This is a genomic window from Caulobacter sp. DWR3-1-2 (assembly GCF_049896225.1).
Lineage (GTDB): Bacteria > Pseudomonadota > Alphaproteobacteria > Caulobacterales > Caulobacteraceae > Caulobacter.
This window is the reverse complement of sequence record NZ_JAFCTW010000002.1, coordinates 439,774-454,890: the sequence shown is the minus strand read 5'-3', so window position 1 is coordinate 454,890 and position 15,117 is coordinate 439,774. Positions and strand designations below refer to the sequence as shown.

Sequence of the window (15,117 nt, the reverse complement as noted above, 5' to 3'; positions counted from 1 at the left end):
ACTCGCCCTGGCAGAAGGGCGGCGTCGAGAACGCCATCGGCCGTCTGCGCCGCTTCCTCCCGCGCAAGACCAACCTCGACACCCTCGACCTGGACGACATCCTGTGGCTCAACAGGCTCCACAACCACACGCCTCGAAAGTGCCTGGGCTTCCAGACACCCGCCGAGGTCTACGCCCTGTTGCACTTCAAGTGTGAATCCACATCCCGACTTTCGTCGTTATGAGCGGTGGGTTGGGAGACTTACCCTACCCGCCCGCCTTATCCCCCGCCGACCGCTCCACCGCGCCTAGCGCGTCCGCCAGCCGCATCTTGGCCGACCCCGGCCGCAGCGGCTTCTGCTGGCTATCGTGCGGAGCCCAGCCGGTGACGGTGATGATCTCGAAAGTGGCGGGCACCTTGCCGTCGGCCTCGGCGAATCGTTCCTGATAGAGCTCCATCGCCCGGAACAGCACCTTGCGGGGGAGCGGCTTGCGCGAACGGTCGAGCAGCACGCTGGTCTCACCCATGGCCCGCAGGTCCTTCAGAAGGGCCAGCGGATGGCCGTAGCGCACCTTGACCCGGTCCTTGTCGGCGACGGGCAGGGCGAAGCCCGCCCGCTGCAACAGGCCGGCGGCGTCGACGGTGTCGGCGAAGGGCGAAACGCGAGCGGAGGCCCCGCCGCTGACCTCGTCCTCCGCCGCTAGCAGGGCCTGGCGCAGCTCGGTCAGGGTGGCGCCGCCGAACAACGCGCCGACGAACAGGCCGTCGGGCCGCAAGGCGCGGCGTATCTGGATCAGGGCGCCCACCAGGTCATTCGTCCAGTGCAGGGCCAGGGTCGAGACGGCCAGGTCTATCGTCGCGTCGCCGAACGGCAGGTGCTCCTCGTCGACCGCGACGCGCGGACCGTGCAGCCCGCCCAGCATGCGTTCGGACAGGTCGGTCTGGATCAGGAGGCCGATCTTCTCGCGGGCGTCGCTCTCCGCCAGGGCGCGAGCAAAGGCGCCGTTTCTCGCGCCAAGGTCGACCGCGACCGGAAACTCGCGCAGGATGGCTTCCAGCCGCATCACCGCGTCTTCGGCCGCGCGGGCTTTCAGGAAGCCGGCGGTCTCGAAGCCGGGCGCGGCGCGGTCTAGGCGGGCGCGCAGCAGGGCGCGGTCGAAGAGCAGGGGGGCGGCGGTCATGTCGGCGCAAGATGGGGCTTCTCGCGCGTCATGGAAACCTTCCCCTCGCCTGACCGCGTTGGCGCAGGACCTGCTGGACCTGATCCTGCCGCCGCGCGCCTTCGATGGCGCGGCGGCCCTGACCTCGGGGCTGTCGGCCGAGGCCTGGAGCCGCATCACCTTCCTGGACGGTCCGGTGTGCGACGGTTGCGGCGCGCCGTTCGCTTATGACGTCGGCGAAATCCGCTGCGTTCTGTGCCAATCGCGCGAACGGCCCTTCAGCCGGGCGCGGGCGGCCTGCCTCTATGACGAGCATTCGCGCGACCTGATCCTGAAGCTGAAACACGCCGACCGCACCGACCTGTCGAGCCTGTTCGCCCGGTGGCTGTCGCGATCGGCGGTGGATCTGCTGGACGAAGCCGAGGCGGTGGTTCCGGTCCCGATGCACAGCTCACGCCTGCTCAAGCGCCGCTACAACCAGGCCGCCGAAATCGCCCGGCCGCTGTGCGCGATGGCGGGGCGGCCCTACCTCCCCGACGCCCTTGTCCGCAAGCGCGACACCGACAGTCAGGGCGGCAAGTCGGCGGTGGGTCGCCGACGCAACGTCGCGGCGGCGTTCGCCGTCCCCGAATCGCGGCGACATCGGGTGGTCGGCCGCAAGGTGCTGCTGGTCGATGACGTGCTGACCACCGGCGCCACGGCGGAGGGCTGCGCGCGGGCGCTGCTGGCGGCTGGAGCCAGCCAGGTGACACTCGCCGTCGTCGCGCGCGTTACAGAACTGCACGCGCGTCCTATATGAGGACGGAAACGACGTCTGTTACGGATTCTCCATGGCCAAGGTCATCATCTACACCCGCCCGTTCTGCGGCTACTGCGCCCGGGCCCTGAAACTGCTCAACGACAAGGGCGCCGACTTCACCGAACTGGAGGCCGGCATGGATCCAGCCCTGCGCAAGGAGATGATGGATCGCTCGGGTCGCACCACCTTCCCGCAAATCTTCGTCGGCGAGCAGCATATCGGCGGCTGCGACGACATGATGGCGCTGGAGCGCGCGGGCAAGCTGGACGCCTTGCTCGCGACATGACACTCCGGGTCGGCCTCGTTCAGACCCGCACGCCGGCCACCCACGAGGCCGCTCTGGCCCATGTCGCGCCGCTGGTGCGCGAGGCCGCGGAGAAGGGCGCCCGGTTCATCCTGGCGCCGGAGGGCGTCAACGTGCTGCAGAAGGACCGCGCCAAGCTGCTGCCGACGCTGGTCTCGCTGGACGACGATCCGGTGGTGCTGGGCCTGCGCAACCTGGCCCGCGAGCTGGGCGTCTGGATCGATGTCGGCTCGGCGCTGGTCAAGCGAGAAGACGGCAAGGCCGCCAACCGTCAGGCAGTGATCGATCCGTCCGGGGCGATCGTCGCGACCTACGACAAGCTGCACATGTTCGACGTGAATCTGCCGACCGGTGAGACGGCCCGGGAATCATCGACCTACGAGCCCGGCGACCGAGCCGTGGTGGTCGAAACCCCCTTGGGCGCCTTTGGCCTGACCATCTGCTACGACATGCGCTTTCCTGCCCTACACCGTGCCCTGGCGCTGGGTGGGGCCCAGATCCTGACCGTGCCCGCCGCCTTCACCCGGCCAACAGGCGAGGCGCATTGGGACATCCTGCTGCGGGCGCGGGCCATCGAGACCGGCTCTTTCGTGCTGGCTGCGGCCCAAGGCGGCCTTCACGAGGACGGCAGAGGCACCTGGGGTCGCTCGATCGTTGTCGGGCCTTGGGGCGAGGTGATCGGAAAGCTTGATCACGACGCGCCGGGCGTGCTGATCGCCGATCTCGAGCTCGGGGCCGTCGACAGGGCCCGCGCGGCGATCCCCGCCCTGAAGAACGCGCGTGCCTTCACGGGTCCCTGACCCCATATTGGCCTCATGATCAAGTACGCGCTCGCTTGCGACCACGACCACGCCTTCGAGGGCTGGTTCGGTTCGTCGTCGGACTATGACGACCAGTTGGCGCGTGGGCTGGTGGACTGTCCGGTCTGCGGCTCCAAGGGTGTGCGCAAGCAGATTATGTCGCCCGCCATCTCCGGCACCAAGGCGCGCAGGCCCACGCCCGAACCCAACGCCCAGGTGCGCGAGATGATGATGACCGCCGCCAGCGAGGTCCGACGCCAGGTCGAGGACAGTTTCGACTATGTCGGCGACCGCTTCGCCAAGGAGGCCCGCGACATCCACGAGGGCAAGTCCGAGGATCGCGGCATCTATGGCGAGGCCACGCCCAAGGAGGTCGCGGCCCTGATCGAGGACGGAGTCAAGGTCGCGGCCCTGCCGCCGGCTCCGCCCAAGAAGACGGACATGAACTAAGGGTTCAACCACGAAAAAGGGGACGGTTTCCCGTCCCCTCGTCCGTTTGACTTTTGCGCGCCGCTTAGTAGTAGCGATATTCGTAGTGGCAATTGTTCTTCTTGGAATTCCTCTTGGCGATCTGGTTGCCGGCGACGGCGCCCAGGGCGCCGCCGAGGAGGGCGCCTTCGGTCTTGTTGCCATGGCCCGCGACGACCGTGCCTAGCACACCGCCGCTGACGCCGCCGATCACGGTGCCCTTGTTACGAGCGCTCTTGGTGCTCTTGCAGACGGTGATGCGGTGACGCGTCTCGGCTTGGGCGGCGGTTACAGCGATGGTGGACGCCGTGAAGCCGAGGGCGACGATGACGGCGAGGGTCTTGAATTGGGCGCGCATGGCGGCCTCCTAAATCGGTTGTCAGACGCTTGGGCAACAACAACGCTCAAGCTTGCTTTTGGTTCGCATTGGTCGAGAGCCTATTGTCGGATAGCCGACCTGAACGGCGGATGAAACGGCGGCGACGCCGCCGTTCATCCTGCCGACAGGATCAACCCTGAATGCGATAGCGACCTTGGCTGTCTGGGCAAACCCGCACATAACGGGTTTCGGTCCGGCCGTCGTAGTCGGTGTCAGCCGGGGCCAGGCGGCACGTCCTGGAATAGTTGTTGTAGGCGGTGGCCGAGCTGGCGCGATAGCGGCTGCTTTCGCGGTAGGCCACGGTCTCTTCCCGGCTCCAGTACTGCCCCTGGGCGTCGCAGCGACCCTTGGCCGAAGCGTTGCCGATGCTGGCGCCGACGCCGGCCCCAACCAAGGCGCCCAGCACGGTGCCTTCGGGTTTTGCGTTGCGAGCGGCCAGCTTCGAGCCGGCCAGGGCGCCCACCAGGGCCCCGATCACACCGCCGGCGGCCGCGTTCTTGCGAGCGTCGATACGGCAGGGCTCGTTGTAGGAAACGTTGTCGCCGTAGCCGCCGGCATTGGGGGCGCTGTAGGGCGTGGTGTAACGCGTGGCGTAATCCGGGTAGCGCCTATCGTACGAGCCCGAACCATAGCGACGATCATAGTCACCGCGAGCCCGATCATAGTCCGCGCGGTCGCGATCATACTGGGCGCGCTGGTTCTGATAGTCGCTGCTGGCGGAATCATGGACCCGGCCGTCGGTGCTGTAGCGCGAGGCGTCGTCCGGATGACGACGATCATAGGCGCCGTTTCCATTGCGGCTGTCATAGTCGCGACGGTTGTCCATATAGACCATGCGGTCATGATCGTAGGTTTGTTGTTCGCCGTAATAGGCGCCGCTGCTGGCGTAGGTGGGGTCCACGTAACGCGTTGCGTATTGTGGATAGCGGCGGTCATAGGCCCCCGAACCGTAACGGCGATCGTAGTCGGCGCGAGCCCGCACATACTTGGAGCGCTCGGCTTCATAGGCGCGCTGTTGGTCCTGATAATCAGCCGAGCGCTCGTTGTAGGCGGCGCGTTGATCGCCATAGGCCTGGAGGCGCTGCTGATAGGCGGCGTCGCTCGATTGCGCGAAAACCGGCGCGGCGGTGCTCAAGGCGACGGCCGAAGCCATCACCCACGCGGTGTGCTTGAAAGTCATGGTAGTCTCCGTTCCGACGAACGGATCGACGTTCGACCCCCGAAGCGAGCCGCCAATCCTGAAAAGTCCCTGGCAACCATAAATCTCAGGGGCGGCTCAGGTTCCGCCAGGCGCGGCGGCGTCGTCGACAAGACATGCGGTGTTGTTGCGCTTGGGTCTCAGTCCTTGGTGACCGTCATCATGTAGTTGATGTCGGAGTCGGTTGATTGGCTCCAGCGGCCGGTCAGCGGGTTGTAGGCCACGCCGAATGGACCCTGCATCGTCACGGGCTCGCCGGCCAGGAAGGCGCGCAGTTCCTCGGGCTTGAGAAACTGTTTCCAGTCGTGTGTGCCGGGCGGCACCCAGCGCAGCACGTACTCCGCGCCGATCTTGGCCAGGGCCAAGGCCTTGAGCGTACGGTTCAGCGTGGCGACGATCATCAGCCCGCCGGGGGCCAGCAGCTGTGCGCAGGTCCGCAGGAACTGGCCCGGGTTGGCGACATGCTCGATCACCTCCATGGTCAGCACCACGTCGAACGGCCCCGCGCCCTCGGCCAAAAGCTGTTCGGCGGTGGCGGGGCGGTAGCCGATCTCCAGCCCCTGCTCGGCCGCGTGGGCGGCGGCGGTCTTGATATTGTTTTCCGAGGCGTCGACGGCCGTGACCGTGAAGCCCAGCCGGGCCATGGGCTCGCTGAGCAGCCCCCCGCCGCAGCCGATGTCGAGCAAGCTCAGCCCCTCGAACGGCGTGCGCGAATTGCCGTCGCGGTCGAAGCGGGCCAAGGCCTGCTCCCTGATGAAGCTAAGCCGGCAGGGGTTGAACACATGCAGCGGCGCGAACTTGCCGCGCGGGTCCCACCATTCGGCGGCGATGGCCGAGAACCTCGCCACATCGGCGGGGTCGATGCTCCAGGAGGGGGTGTCGGCGGCTTGGGTCATGGTCAGCGTATGAACACGACTTCTACGCCGAGGTCCAGATCGGCCCAGGCCCGATCGGCGGTCATGATCGGCAGACGCTCGCGCATCGCCAGGGCCAGACAGGCGCGGTCGCCCAGGGAGAGGCCTTTGTGGCGGGTGGCGTCGCGCAGGAGGCCGGCCTGGATGGCGAGGTCGCGATCGAAGTCGATGATTTGGCCGCAAAGCTCCGACACGGTCTCTTCGACGTCGAAAATCGCGACGCCTCGATCCAGCATCTTTGTGACGACCTCCGTTATGTTCACTGAACAGGTTTGGGCCTGAAATAGGCGGCCTACGACTAGGTCGCGGCCAGGTTCTTCGAGAACCACCGCCAGGATCGCCGACGAATCCAGGACCACGTCAGTCATCTTTGCGATTTCGAGCCTGACATTGCTCATATTCCCGATCATCATCGGCGGCCTCGCGGCGGCGGTCGGCGATCAATTCGTCCACGATCGAGACGCCGGGGCGCCAATAGGGCCGCAGCCGCTCCTGAATCCGGCGGACCGATTCCGGTATGCTGATGATCTTGAAGAACTCGCCGTCCAATTCGGCGATGATCAGGCCGTTAGGCCCGGCTCCCAGCGCTTCCAGCACCTCGGGTGGTAAGGTCACCGAGCCGTTCCGGACCTGCAGTCTATAGGTCTTGGGCTTGTCGTGGACGGACGCTCGGGCGTCGCCCTCCGCCAGTCCTTCAAGCGCGGATTCGACCGGCGTATTCCCCGCCCCCGGCTCCTCCAGCACGTTGCGCACGTGCTGATACCGCTTGCCGAGGATGCGGGCGATCTGGGCGCGCGGGACGCCGGCGGCGGCCAAGGCGCGAATCCTTCCGGCGACGGTCTTGTGGCCCTGCAATAGGGCTTCCAGGTCAGGCGGCATGACGGCTCTCCATCATCTGGAAAACAGATAGGTAGTTAGGTAGGTTGCGACAAAGGAGTCAAGGCGCGCCGCTCGCGACGAAAAAGACATCCGCGACATTGCCGTTGCGTCCCCACGCCGCTAGAAGACCGCGGCTTGCGCGCCCAGCGATGTTCCGCCGCGTGCGGCGCAAGAATTGACCTTAGGTTTTTACGGGGTAGGGCGTGTCTCGTCTGGTGATGAAGTTCGGCGGCACCTCGGTGGCCGACCTGGAGCGCATCCGCCGGGTGGCGCGTCTGGTCGCCGCCGAGCTGGCGACCGGCAAGCAGATCGCGGTGGTGGTCTCGGCGATGTCGGGAAAGACCAACGAGCTGGTGGCCTGGACCGACGGCTGTGGCCGGGCGGCCGAGGGTTTGCCGGAATCCGACGACGAATACGACGCCATCGTCGCCTCGGGCGAGCAGGTGACGGCCGGCCTGCTGGCCATGACCCTGCGCAACATGGGCATCGGCGCGCGCTCGTTCCTGGGCTGGCAGGTGCCGATCCTCACCGACGACGCTCATGGCCGGGCCCGCATCGAAGAGATTCCGTCCGACAATCTCGACGCCGTGCTCAATGCCGGCCAGGTGGCGGTGATCGCCGGCTTCCAAGGCGTGACCTCCGATGGCCGTATCACCACCCTGGGCCGGGGCGGCTCGGACACCAGCGCCGTGGCCATCGCCGCGGTGCTGAAGGCGTCCTGCGACATCTATACCGACGTCGATGGCGTCTACACCACCGACCCTCGGATCGAAAAAAAGGCCCGCCGCCTGGCCAAGATCTCCTACGAGGAAATGCTGGAAATGGCCTCGCTGGGGGCCAAGGTGCTGCAGACCCGTTCGGTCGAGATGGCCATGGCCCATCGCGTGCCGGTTCGGGTGCTGTCGAGTTTCGTCGAACCGGGGGAATCTCCCGGCCAAGGTACGATCGTCTGCGACGAGGAAGAAATCATGGAAAAGCGCATCGTCTCGGGCGTCGCCTATAGCCGCGACGAAGCCAAGATCACCCTGCTGGGCCTGCCCGACCATCCGGGCGTGTCGTCGCAAATCTTCGGCCGGCTGGCGGACGCCAATGTGAATGTCGACATGATCGTGCAGTCGCGCGCCCGCAGCGCCGACACCGCCAACATGGAGTTCACGGTCGGCAAGCGCGACGCCGTCCGCGCCGTTGAGATCGTCCGCAAGGCCCAGGCCGAGATCGGCTTCGAGGACGTGGCGATCAACGAGGACGTCGCCAAGGTCTCGGTGATCGGGGTGGGCATGCGCAGCCACGCCGGCGTTGCGCAATCGATGTTCCAGGCCCTGGCCGAGAAGAACATCAACATCCAGGTGATCTCGACCTCGGAGATCAAGATCAGCGTGCTGATCGACGCGGCCTATACAGAGCTGGCCGTGCGGGCTCTGCATGCCGTGTATGGGCTGGATCAGCTTTAGGATCGATTGACAGGTGGCGGACGAATTCGACTTCGACGACGAAGCTAAAACCGTCACCTTCAAGGGCGCTCGACTGCATCTGCTGTTGGGCCTTATCCAGCGCGCCAAGTTTGGTGATCGGCACGATAGGCTTCTGCTTCTGAGTGAGTGGATAGCTGATCTGAGCACGCGGATCACCGGCGCGCTTGGCCTTCAACAGCCTGCCCCACAGGTTGGCGTGGCTGATGAGCTTACGATCTTCGACAATAATCTCGTCTTGGCTATTCGCGACGCGATCATTGCGGAAGCCGCGACGATCGGTTGGTGGACCAAGACCGCCGAGGAGCGCCGTCGCTATCTTCGCGAGGTCGTGGCCGCGCCAGTGGGAATGACCGATCGCGACATCGAGCGGATCGAAGGTGCGATCGAAGCTTGGATCATTCACGCCAGGCTGGCTTTAGCTGCCATGGTTGCCACCAACTGAAGTAGACGTTTCGCCGTTAGCAAAACGTCGCCTTCTGACAGTATGAAGGGCCGCGAATCCCTTCAGGAGCCCCTATGTCCGTCTTCCACTTCGATCCCGAAAAGAAGTCGGTCACCTTCCAGGGCGATGCGGGCCTGGACCTGCTGTACGATCTGCTGCTGCGCGCCAAGTTCGGCGACGGCTATGAAAAGCCTCTGCTGGTCAGCCCTTGGCTGGCCGTGCTGCTCAAGCAGTTGGACCAGTTCTTGCCCGACGACGGTCAGTGGTTCCCCGAACAGCCCGGGCGGCCGATCTTCGACGAGGACGACCTGCTGGCCATGGGCGACGCGGTGATCGAGGAAGGTCACACCGTCGGCTGGTGGACCATGACCGAGCCCGAGAAACGCGCCTATCTGCGCGACACCATCGCCGCCCCCCATCCCCTGACCGACGCAGAGGTCGAGTTCATCGAGGCCGACATCGACGCCGCCGTCGAACAGGCCAGGCAGTTGGTCGAGGCGGTCAGCGAACCGCTGGCCTTGCCGGGGCACGGCTGACGGAAGCTGTTGGGGCTGGGGCCGCCCTCTTGGGGCGGATGATGGGAGGTCGGTGCGATTGGATCGGTCGTCAACATGACGGGAACCTGAACAACGCCGTTCAGATCGGGTTCAAGGCGGCAATGCGACAAAGGTCCCAACAGCGCCGCACCGGACTTCTTCCGGCCTGACGCTCTCTAGGAGCAAACGCCATGAAGACCTTTGGTAAGTTCTCGAAGATCGCCGTCGCCGTCGCCGTGACCGGCGCTCTGGTCCTGCCCGCCTCGGCCGCCTTCGCCGGCGACAAGACGCAGCGGGCCGTGATCGGCGCCCTGATCGGCGGCCTGGCCGGCGGCGCCCTGTCGAAGGGCGACAAGAGCGGGATCGTCATCGGCGCCGTTGCCGGCGCCGCCCTGGGCGCGGCCACCGACAACGATCGCAACGACCGTCGCTATTCGAGCAACTATCGCGACACTCGCTATGGCAACGGCTACGGCCAGACCTACAACAACAGGTCGAGCTACAACAACGGCTACGGCCAGACCTACGACAACGGGTCGAGCTACAACAACGGCTACGGCCAGACCTACGACAGCGGGTCGAGCTACAACAACGGCTACGGCCAGACCTACGACAGCGGGTCGAGCCACAACAATGGCTACGGCCAGACCTACAATGGCGGATCGAGCTACAACACCGGCTACGGCCAAACCGGCTATGACAACCGCTCCAACCCTCGTCGCGACCAGCGCAACGACCGCTACAACAGCGGCTACAGAACCAGCTACGGCAATGGCTACTACGGCCAACACCGCTAACCGCTGGTCAGGTTGAACGACCCGGCGCCGTCCCTCTCCGAGGGGCGGCGCTTTTTCGCGCGTCCTGCGCGAATTGACCGAGAGCGAACGCTGTGCGTCGCGCGAAATCTGCTATAGCCCGCTCCACGGCGTTGCGGCTTCTTAACCCCTGACGCGTGTTGTCGGGCTAAGCCGTACAGGCCAAAAGGGGAGTGCGCGCGCGAACATGGCGGCGTCTGGGATCGCTGTTCGGGGACCACGCAGCCTGCTTCGGCAGATTCGCGAGGCCATGGCCGGGGGCGGCCCCGCCCAGGTCAAGCTCGACTTGGTGGTGCGCACCATCGCCATTTCGATGGTGGCGGAAGTCTGCTCGATCTATCTGCGCCGTGCGTCCAACGATCTGGAACTGTTCGCCACCGAAGGCCTGTCGCGCGACGCCGTTCACGTCACCCGGCTAAAGCCTGGCGAAGGTCTGGTCGGCGAGACCATGCGCCTGGGCCGGCCGCTGAACCTGTCGGACGCAGCCAGCCACCCGGCCTTCTCTTACCGCCCGGAAACCGGCGAAGATCCCTATCACGCCTTCCTGGCCGTGCCGCTGCTGCGCGGCGGCCGCTCGATCGGCGTGCTGGTCGTCCAGAACCGCACCGAGCGGGTCTATGGCGAGGACGAGGTCGAGGACCTGCAGATCATCGCCATGGTCCTGGCCGAGATGGTCAGCGCCGGCGAACTGCTGGGCCTGGACGAGCTCAAGGACGTCGAGATCGCGCCCCACAAGCCCGAGCGCCTGAAGGGCGCGCGCTTCGCCGAGGGCCTGGCCTGTGGCGTGGCGGTGCTGCACGAACAGCCGGTCGCCCCCGAGCAACTGCTGTCGGATGACGCCGCCGCCGAGGAGGCCAAGCTCAAGGTCGCGGTCGATGCTCTGAAGCAGCAGATCGACGAGATGTTGGAAGGCCAGCACGGCCTGGTCGGCGCCTCCTACGAAGTGCTCGAGACCTACAAGATGTTCGCCCATGACCGGGGGTGGAACCGGTCGCTGCTGGAAGCCGTGCGCTCGGGCCTGACCGCCGAGGCGGCGGTCGAACGCGTGCGTTCAGAGCACCGCGCCCGTCTGGGCCAGGCCCGCGACCCCTATCTGCGCGAGCGGCTGCACGATCTGGAAGACCTCAATGACCGTCTGCTGCGTCACCTGTCGGGCGACGTCCACGCCGTGCGGGTCCTGCCGGACGACGCCATCCTGATCGCCCGCAACCTCGGGCCCGCAGACCTGCTGGAATATGACCGCACCAAGCTGAAGGGCATCCTGCTCGAGGAAGGCTCGTCCGCCAGCCACGCGGGCATTGTCGCCCGGGCCCTAGACATCCCCTGCGTCGGCCGCCTCGCCGGACTGCGCGACCGGGTCAACGAGGGCGACCCCGTTGTGGTCGACGCCGAGGCCGCCGAGGCCTGGCTGCGGCCGCGTCCCGACGTGGTCAAGTCGCTGAAGGCCCGGATGGAGGTCCGCGCCCAGCGCAAGGCCGAGTTCGCCCGCCTGCGTGACACACCCGCCGTCACCAAGGACGGCGACAAGATCACCCTGCTGATGAACGCCGGCCTGGCCGTTGATCTCGACATCCTGGGCGAGACGGGGGCCGAGGGCATCGGCCTGTTCCGCACCGAGTTCCAGTTCATGGTCGCCGAGGAAATGCCCCGGCTCGAGGCTCAGACCGCGCTCTACGAGAAGGTGCTGGACGCCGCCAACGGCATGCCGGTCACCTTCCGCACCCTGGATCTCGGCGGCGACAAGCTGCTGCCGTACATGGAGTTGGAGCGCGAGGACAATCCGGCCTTGGGCTGGCGGGCCATCCGCATGGGCCTGGACCGTCCAGCCCTGCTGCGCATGCAAATCCGCGCCCTGATCAAGGCCGCCGCCGGGCGTCCGCTGCGGATCATGTTCCCGCTGGTGGCCAATGTGGACGAGTTCCGCGCCGCCCGCGCCTTTGTCGATCAGGAAGTCGCCTGGGCCCTCAAGCGTGGCCGGCCTGAACCCGCGCGCCTGGACGTGGGCGCGATGATCGAGGCGCCGTCCCTGCTGTGGCATCTGGACGCCCTGCTGCCGATGACCGATTTCGTTTCGGTCGGCACCAACGACCTGATGCAGTATCTGTTCGCCGCCGACCGGGGAAACTCGCGGGTGTCGGATCGCTATGATCCGCTGTCGCCGGCCGCCCTGCGGGCCTTGAAGACCATTCAGCAGGCCTGCGCCGACACGGGCACGCCGGTGTCGGTCTGCGGTGAGATGGCGGGGCGGCCGCTTGAGGCTTTCGCCTTGCTGGCCTTGGGTTTCGACGCCTTCTCGATGCCGCCGGCCGGCATCGGACCCGTCAAGCAGATGGTGCTTTCGCTCGATCGCGAGGCCGCCCGGCGCAATGTCGAGGCGCTGCTGAAGACCTCGGCCGGGTCGCTCCGTGGTGAGATCGAAACCTTGGCGCGCAAGCTTTACGTCGCGATCTAGACGGTCGGAGCGTTAACCGAGCTCTACCTTATAGTGTATTGAATCCGGCGACTTACTTTGATATCCACGATGAGGTATTAATAATCCCGGTTATCTCGGGTGGGGCAAAGCCGTAGGGTTCTCTGTCGGGCTCCCGTACGGCGCGAATTTTGGGGTCACATGGCAGCCATGCCGCTGGATACGGGCAGGGTTCCGCACTTGCACCTGGTCGCCGATAGCGATCCGGAGGACGCGCCCGCGACGGCGCATCAGCCTTCGATCGACTTCGGCGTCGATATCGGTTCGGCCCTGCGCGCGGCGCGCGAGTTTCGGGGTCTCACCCTGCGCGATGTCGCCGACGCCACCCGCATCCGCCAGGGCTATGTCGAGGCGCTGGAGGACCTGCGCCTCGACGAACTGCCCTCGCGCCCCTTCACCATCGGCTATGTGAAATCCTACGCCAAGCTGCTGGGCCTGGACGGCGACGCCGCCGTCGACCGCTTCAAGCTGGACGCGCCTGACGACAGCGAACCGTTGCGCGCGCCGGTCGGCGTGCGTCACGAACGCGACCCGCGTCTGGGCCTGATCCTGGCCCTGGGTGTGCTGATCGTCGCCGCCATCGTGCTGTGGAACGTCGCCCAGCGCGCCATCGCCAAGGACGCCCCGCCCGCCCTGGTGGCCCGGGAGCAGGCCAGCGCCGCGGTCGCCGCGCCCGCCGCCATTCCGGTCGATCCCAACGCCACGCCGGGTTCGGTCCCGCTGGGCGCCCCCCTGCCGGCTCCGGTCGAATCGACCACGCCCGAGCCCTACAAGACCCCCGGCCTCGACGACGCCGCCGCCAATGGCGGTTCTGCCGACGCTGTGACCGCCGCCTCCAAGTCCCGCGCGGAAGCCGCTGGCGCAACCGCCGACGCGCTCCAGTTGACCCGGGTTGGCACGCCGTTCCGCCCCAAGGGCGCGATCTATGGCGCCACGGCCGCCGACGCCTCGGGCGTCGTGCTGCAGGCCCGCAAGCCCGCCTCGCTGGCCGTGCACGGGGCCGGCGACTCGACCTATTTCGCCCGCTGGATGGCAACTGGAGAGTCGTTCCGCGCCCCGCGCACTGCTGGCTTGGTCGCCGATGTCTCCGACCCGACCGCCTTCGACGTCTATGTCAACGGCGTGCTGGCCACGCGCCTGGCGACACCGCAAGTGACGCTGAGCAAGTTGGTCGCGGCCCCGGTGGCTCCGGTCGCCCCGCCGGCCGCCCCTCAGTAATCCTGTCGCCCTCCGGCCAGCGAAGCCGACGGCGGGCGACATTTTCATGACGGTCTTGGGTTCCGTCGCCAAACGCCTTAGATTGACGCCATGGCCACCGACCACACCCACATTCGCCCGTGGCGCTCGATCGAGCGCCGCACGTCGCGCAAGATCCGCGTTGGCAATGTCGAGGTGGGCGGCGACGCCCCGATCACCGTCCAGTCGATGACCAACACCCTGACCAGCGACGCCGCAGCGACGCTGGAGCAGATTCGCCAGCTGGAAGAAGCCGGCGCCGACATCGTTCGGGTCTCGTGCCCCGACACCGATTCCACGGCGGCCTTCAAGACCATCGCCCGCGAGAGCCGGGTGCCGCTGGTGGCCGACATCCACTTCCACTACAAGCGCGGCATCGAGGCGGCGCAAAACGGCGCGGCCTGCCTGCGGATCAATCCGGGCAATATCGGTTCGCCTGACCGCGTCCGCGACGTCATCCAGGCGGCCCGCGATTACGGCTGCTCGATGCGGATCGGGGTCAACGCCGGCTCGCTGGAGCGCGACCTGCTGGAAAAGTACGGCGAGCCGTGCCCTGACGCCATGGTCGAGAGCGCCTTGAACCACGCCCGCATCCTGCAGGACCACGACTTCCACGAGTTCAAGATCAGCGTGAAGGCGTCCGATCCGTTCATGACGGTGGCGGCGTACCATCAGCTGTCGGAACGCATCGACTGCCCGCTTCACCTGGGCGTCACCGAGGCCGGGGCCCTACGCACCGGCACGGTCAAGTCGTCGATCGGCATCGGCGCCATGCTGTGGGCCGGCATCGGCGACACCATCCGCGTCTCGCTGGCCGCCGACCCGGTCGAGGAGATCAAGGTCGGCTTCGACATCCTCAAATCGCTGGGCCTGCGTCACCGCGGGGTCAACATCATCGCCTGCCCGTCCTGCGCGCGTCAGGGCTTCAACGTCATCAAGACGGTGGAGGCCTTGGAAGCGCGCTTGGCTCACATCTCCCAGCCGATGTCGCTGTCGATCATCGGCTGCGTGGTCAACGGCCCTGGCGAGGCCCTGATGACCGACCTGGGCTTCACCGGCGGTGGCGCCGGCTCAGGCATGGTCTACATGGCCGGCAAGCCCAACCACAAACAGTCCAACGACGGCATGATCGACCACATCGTCGAACTGGTCGAACAACGCGCCGCGGTGCTGCAAGCCGCCGCCGACGAGGCCGAGGCGATCGCGGCGGAGTAGGGGCGCCATCTGGCGCTTGACTTTAGGTGGTGCGATCGGAAATGTCCCGG

At 66.6% G+C, this 15,117-nt stretch carries 17 protein-coding genes and 1 pseudogene; 12 read left to right on the top strand and 6 right to left on the bottom strand.

Annotated elements, in window-relative coordinates; translation table 11 throughout:
* A pseudogene (locus ACP696_RS04545) lies at positions 1 to 224 on the top strand (hypothetical protein); the annotation flags it as partial.
* A 22-nt stretch (positions 225 to 246) separates the two neighbouring features.
* Here the strand turns inward: ACP696_RS04545 and ACP696_RS04540 are convergent.
* A complete protein-coding gene (locus tag ACP696_RS04540; RefSeq protein WP_426013249.1) occupies positions 247 to 1,161 on the bottom strand; it encodes a methyltransferase domain-containing protein in 915 nt (304 codons plus the stop codon).
* Between ACP696_RS04540 and ACP696_RS04535 the strand changes: the two genes are divergently transcribed.
* The 4 genes from ACP696_RS04535 to ACP696_RS04520 are packed head-to-tail and all read left to right on the top strand — an operon-like array spanning position 1,160 to position 3,493.
* Positions 1,160 to 1,939: a ComF family protein gene (locus ACP696_RS04535; protein ID WP_426013247.1), complete on the top strand. Its 780-nt coding sequence runs from the start codon at positions 1,160 to 1,162 to the stop codon at positions 1,937 to 1,939. The two genes, ACP696_RS04540 and ACP696_RS04535, sit on opposite strands and share 2 nt — an antisense overlap.
* A gap of 31 nt (positions 1,940 to 1,970) precedes the next feature.
* Positions 1,971 to 2,225: a glutaredoxin 3 gene (gene grxC / locus ACP696_RS04530; protein WP_426013245.1), complete on the top strand. Its 255-nt coding sequence runs from the start codon at positions 1,971 to 1,973 to the stop codon at positions 2,223 to 2,225.
* Positions 2,222 to 3,043, top strand: coding sequence for a carbon-nitrogen hydrolase family protein (locus ACP696_RS04525; protein ID WP_426013244.1), 822 nt, complete (start codon positions 2,222 to 2,224; stop codon positions 3,041 to 3,043). Before grxC ends, ACP696_RS04525 begins: the two co-directional genes overlap by 4 nt.
* A 15-nt stretch (positions 3,044 to 3,058) precedes the next feature.
* Positions 3,059 to 3,493: a DUF1178 family protein gene (locus ACP696_RS04520; RefSeq protein WP_426013242.1), complete on the top strand. Its 435-nt coding sequence runs from the start codon at positions 3,059 to 3,061 to the stop codon at positions 3,491 to 3,493.
* A gap of 64 nt (positions 3,494 to 3,557) precedes the next feature.
* On the opposite strand, the gene ACP696_RS04515 is transcribed toward ACP696_RS04520, so the two are convergent.
* From ACP696_RS04515 to ACP696_RS04495, 5 genes are all read right to left on the bottom strand, one after another.
* Positions 3,558 to 3,869: a glycine zipper 2TM domain-containing protein gene (locus tag ACP696_RS04515; protein WP_426013241.1), complete on the bottom strand. Its 312-nt coding sequence runs from the start codon at positions 3,867 to 3,869 to the stop codon at positions 3,558 to 3,560.
* Positions 3,870 to 4,020: 151 nt separating this feature from the next.
* A complete protein-coding gene (locus tag ACP696_RS04510) occupies positions 4,021 to 5,070 on the bottom strand; it encodes a glycine zipper 2TM domain-containing protein (RefSeq protein ID WP_426013239.1) in 1,050 nt (349 codons plus the stop codon).
* Positions 5,071 to 5,228: 158 nt separating this feature from the next.
* Complete coding sequence (gene ubiG / locus ACP696_RS04505) at positions 5,229 to 5,984, bottom strand: bifunctional 2-polyprenyl-6-hydroxyphenol methylase/3-demethylubiquinol 3-O-methyltransferase UbiG (RefSeq protein WP_426013237.1); 756 nt, start codon at positions 5,982 to 5,984, stop codon at positions 5,229 to 5,231.
* 2 nt (positions 5,985 to 5,986) lie between these two features.
* Positions 5,987 to 6,370: a type II toxin-antitoxin system VapC family toxin gene (locus ACP696_RS04500; protein WP_426013235.1), complete on the bottom strand. Its 384-nt coding sequence runs from the start codon at positions 6,368 to 6,370 to the stop codon at positions 5,987 to 5,989.
* Positions 6,363 to 6,881: an AbrB/MazE/SpoVT family DNA-binding domain-containing protein gene (locus ACP696_RS04495; RefSeq protein WP_426013233.1), complete on the bottom strand. Its 519-nt coding sequence runs from the start codon at positions 6,879 to 6,881 to the stop codon at positions 6,363 to 6,365. The genes ACP696_RS04500 and ACP696_RS04495 overlap by 8 nt, the downstream gene beginning before the upstream one ends.
* 203 nt (positions 6,882 to 7,084) lie before the next feature.
* Between ACP696_RS04495 and ACP696_RS04490 the strand changes: the two genes are divergently transcribed.
* The 7 genes from ACP696_RS04490 to ispG all read left to right on the top strand — a co-directional run bounded on the left by ACP696_RS04490 (position 7,085) and on the right by ispG (position 15,067).
* Positions 7,085 to 8,332 carry an aspartate kinase gene (locus ACP696_RS04490; RefSeq protein WP_426013231.1) on the top strand — a complete coding sequence of 416 codons (1,248 nt, stop codon included), beginning with the start codon at positions 7,085 to 7,087 and terminating at the stop codon, positions 8,330 to 8,332.
* A 13-nt stretch (positions 8,333 to 8,345) separates the two neighbouring features.
* A complete protein-coding gene (locus tag ACP696_RS04485) occupies positions 8,346 to 8,795 on the top strand; it encodes a hypothetical protein (protein WP_426013230.1) in 450 nt (149 codons plus the stop codon).
* Positions 8,796 to 8,869: 74 nt separating this feature from the next.
* Complete coding sequence (locus ACP696_RS04480; protein ID WP_426013229.1) at positions 8,870 to 9,331, top strand: hypothetical protein; 462 nt, start codon at positions 8,870 to 8,872, stop codon at positions 9,329 to 9,331.
* Between the two features lie 191 nt (positions 9,332 to 9,522).
* The gene (locus tag ACP696_RS04475) at positions 9,523 to 10,128 is read left to right on the top strand and encodes a glycine zipper 2TM domain-containing protein (protein ID WP_426013228.1); all 606 of its coding nucleotides are present in this window, start codon (positions 9,523 to 9,525) and stop codon (positions 10,126 to 10,128) included.
* Between the two features lie 205 nt (positions 10,129 to 10,333).
* Positions 10,334 to 12,598, top strand: coding sequence for a phosphoenolpyruvate--protein phosphotransferase (gene ptsP, locus ACP696_RS04470; RefSeq protein WP_426013226.1), 2,265 nt, complete (start codon positions 10,334 to 10,336; stop codon positions 12,596 to 12,598).
* A gap of 168 nt (positions 12,599 to 12,766) precedes the next feature.
* Positions 12,767 to 13,834: a helix-turn-helix domain-containing protein gene (locus ACP696_RS04465; RefSeq protein WP_426013225.1), complete on the top strand. Its 1,068-nt coding sequence runs from the start codon at positions 12,767 to 12,769 to the stop codon at positions 13,832 to 13,834.
* A gap of 90 nt (positions 13,835 to 13,924) precedes the next feature.
* Positions 13,925 to 15,067, top strand: coding sequence for a flavodoxin-dependent (E)-4-hydroxy-3-methylbut-2-enyl-diphosphate synthase (gene ispG, locus ACP696_RS04460; RefSeq protein ID WP_426030975.1), 1,143 nt, complete (start codon positions 13,925 to 13,927; stop codon positions 15,065 to 15,067).
* Positions 15,068 to 15,117: the final 50 nt, after the last annotated feature.

Coding starts and splice junctions, on each gene's coding strand:
- ACP696_RS04535 (WP_426013247.1), top strand. CDS start 1,160: ATGTCGGCGCAAGATGGGGCTTCTCGCGCGTCATGGAAACCTTCCCCT.
- ACP696_RS04540 (WP_426013249.1), bottom strand. CDS start 1,161: ATGACCGCCGCCCCCCTGCTCTTCGACCGCGCCCTGCTGCGCGCCCGC.
- grxC (WP_426013245.1), top strand. CDS start 1,971: ATGGCCAAGGTCATCATCTACACCCGCCCGTTCTGCGGCTACTGCGCC.
- ACP696_RS04525 (WP_426013244.1), top strand. CDS start 2,222: ATGACACTCCGGGTCGGCCTCGTTCAGACCCGCACGCCGGCCACCCAC.
- ACP696_RS04520 (WP_426013242.1), top strand. CDS start 3,059: ATGATCAAGTACGCGCTCGCTTGCGACCACGACCACGCCTTCGAGGGC.
- ACP696_RS04515 (WP_426013241.1), bottom strand. CDS start 3,869: ATGCGCGCCCAATTCAAGACCCTCGCCGTCATCGTCGCCCTCGGCTTC.
- ACP696_RS04510 (WP_426013239.1), bottom strand. CDS start 5,070: ATGACTTTCAAGCACACCGCGTGGGTGATGGCTTCGGCCGTCGCCTTG.
- ubiG (WP_426013237.1), bottom strand. CDS start 5,984: ATGACCCAAGCCGCCGACACCCCCTCCTGGAGCATCGACCCCGCCGAT.
- ACP696_RS04500 (WP_426013235.1), bottom strand. CDS start 6,370: ATGACTGACGTGGTCCTGGATTCGTCGGCGATCCTGGCGGTGGTTCTC.
- ACP696_RS04495 (WP_426013233.1), bottom strand. CDS start 6,881: ATGCCGCCTGACCTGGAAGCCCTATTGCAGGGCCACAAGACCGTCGCC.
- ACP696_RS04480 (WP_426013229.1), top strand. CDS start 8,870: ATGTCCGTCTTCCACTTCGATCCCGAAAAGAAGTCGGTCACCTTCCAG.
- ACP696_RS04475 (WP_426013228.1), top strand. CDS start 9,523: ATGAAGACCTTTGGTAAGTTCTCGAAGATCGCCGTCGCCGTCGCCGTG.
- ptsP (WP_426013226.1), top strand. CDS start 10,334: ATGGCGGCGTCTGGGATCGCTGTTCGGGGACCACGCAGCCTGCTTCGG.
- ACP696_RS04465 (WP_426013225.1), top strand. CDS start 12,767: ATGCCGCTGGATACGGGCAGGGTTCCGCACTTGCACCTGGTCGCCGAT.
- ispG (WP_426030975.1), top strand. CDS start 13,925: ATGGCCACCGACCACACCCACATTCGCCCGTGGCGCTCGATCGAGCGC.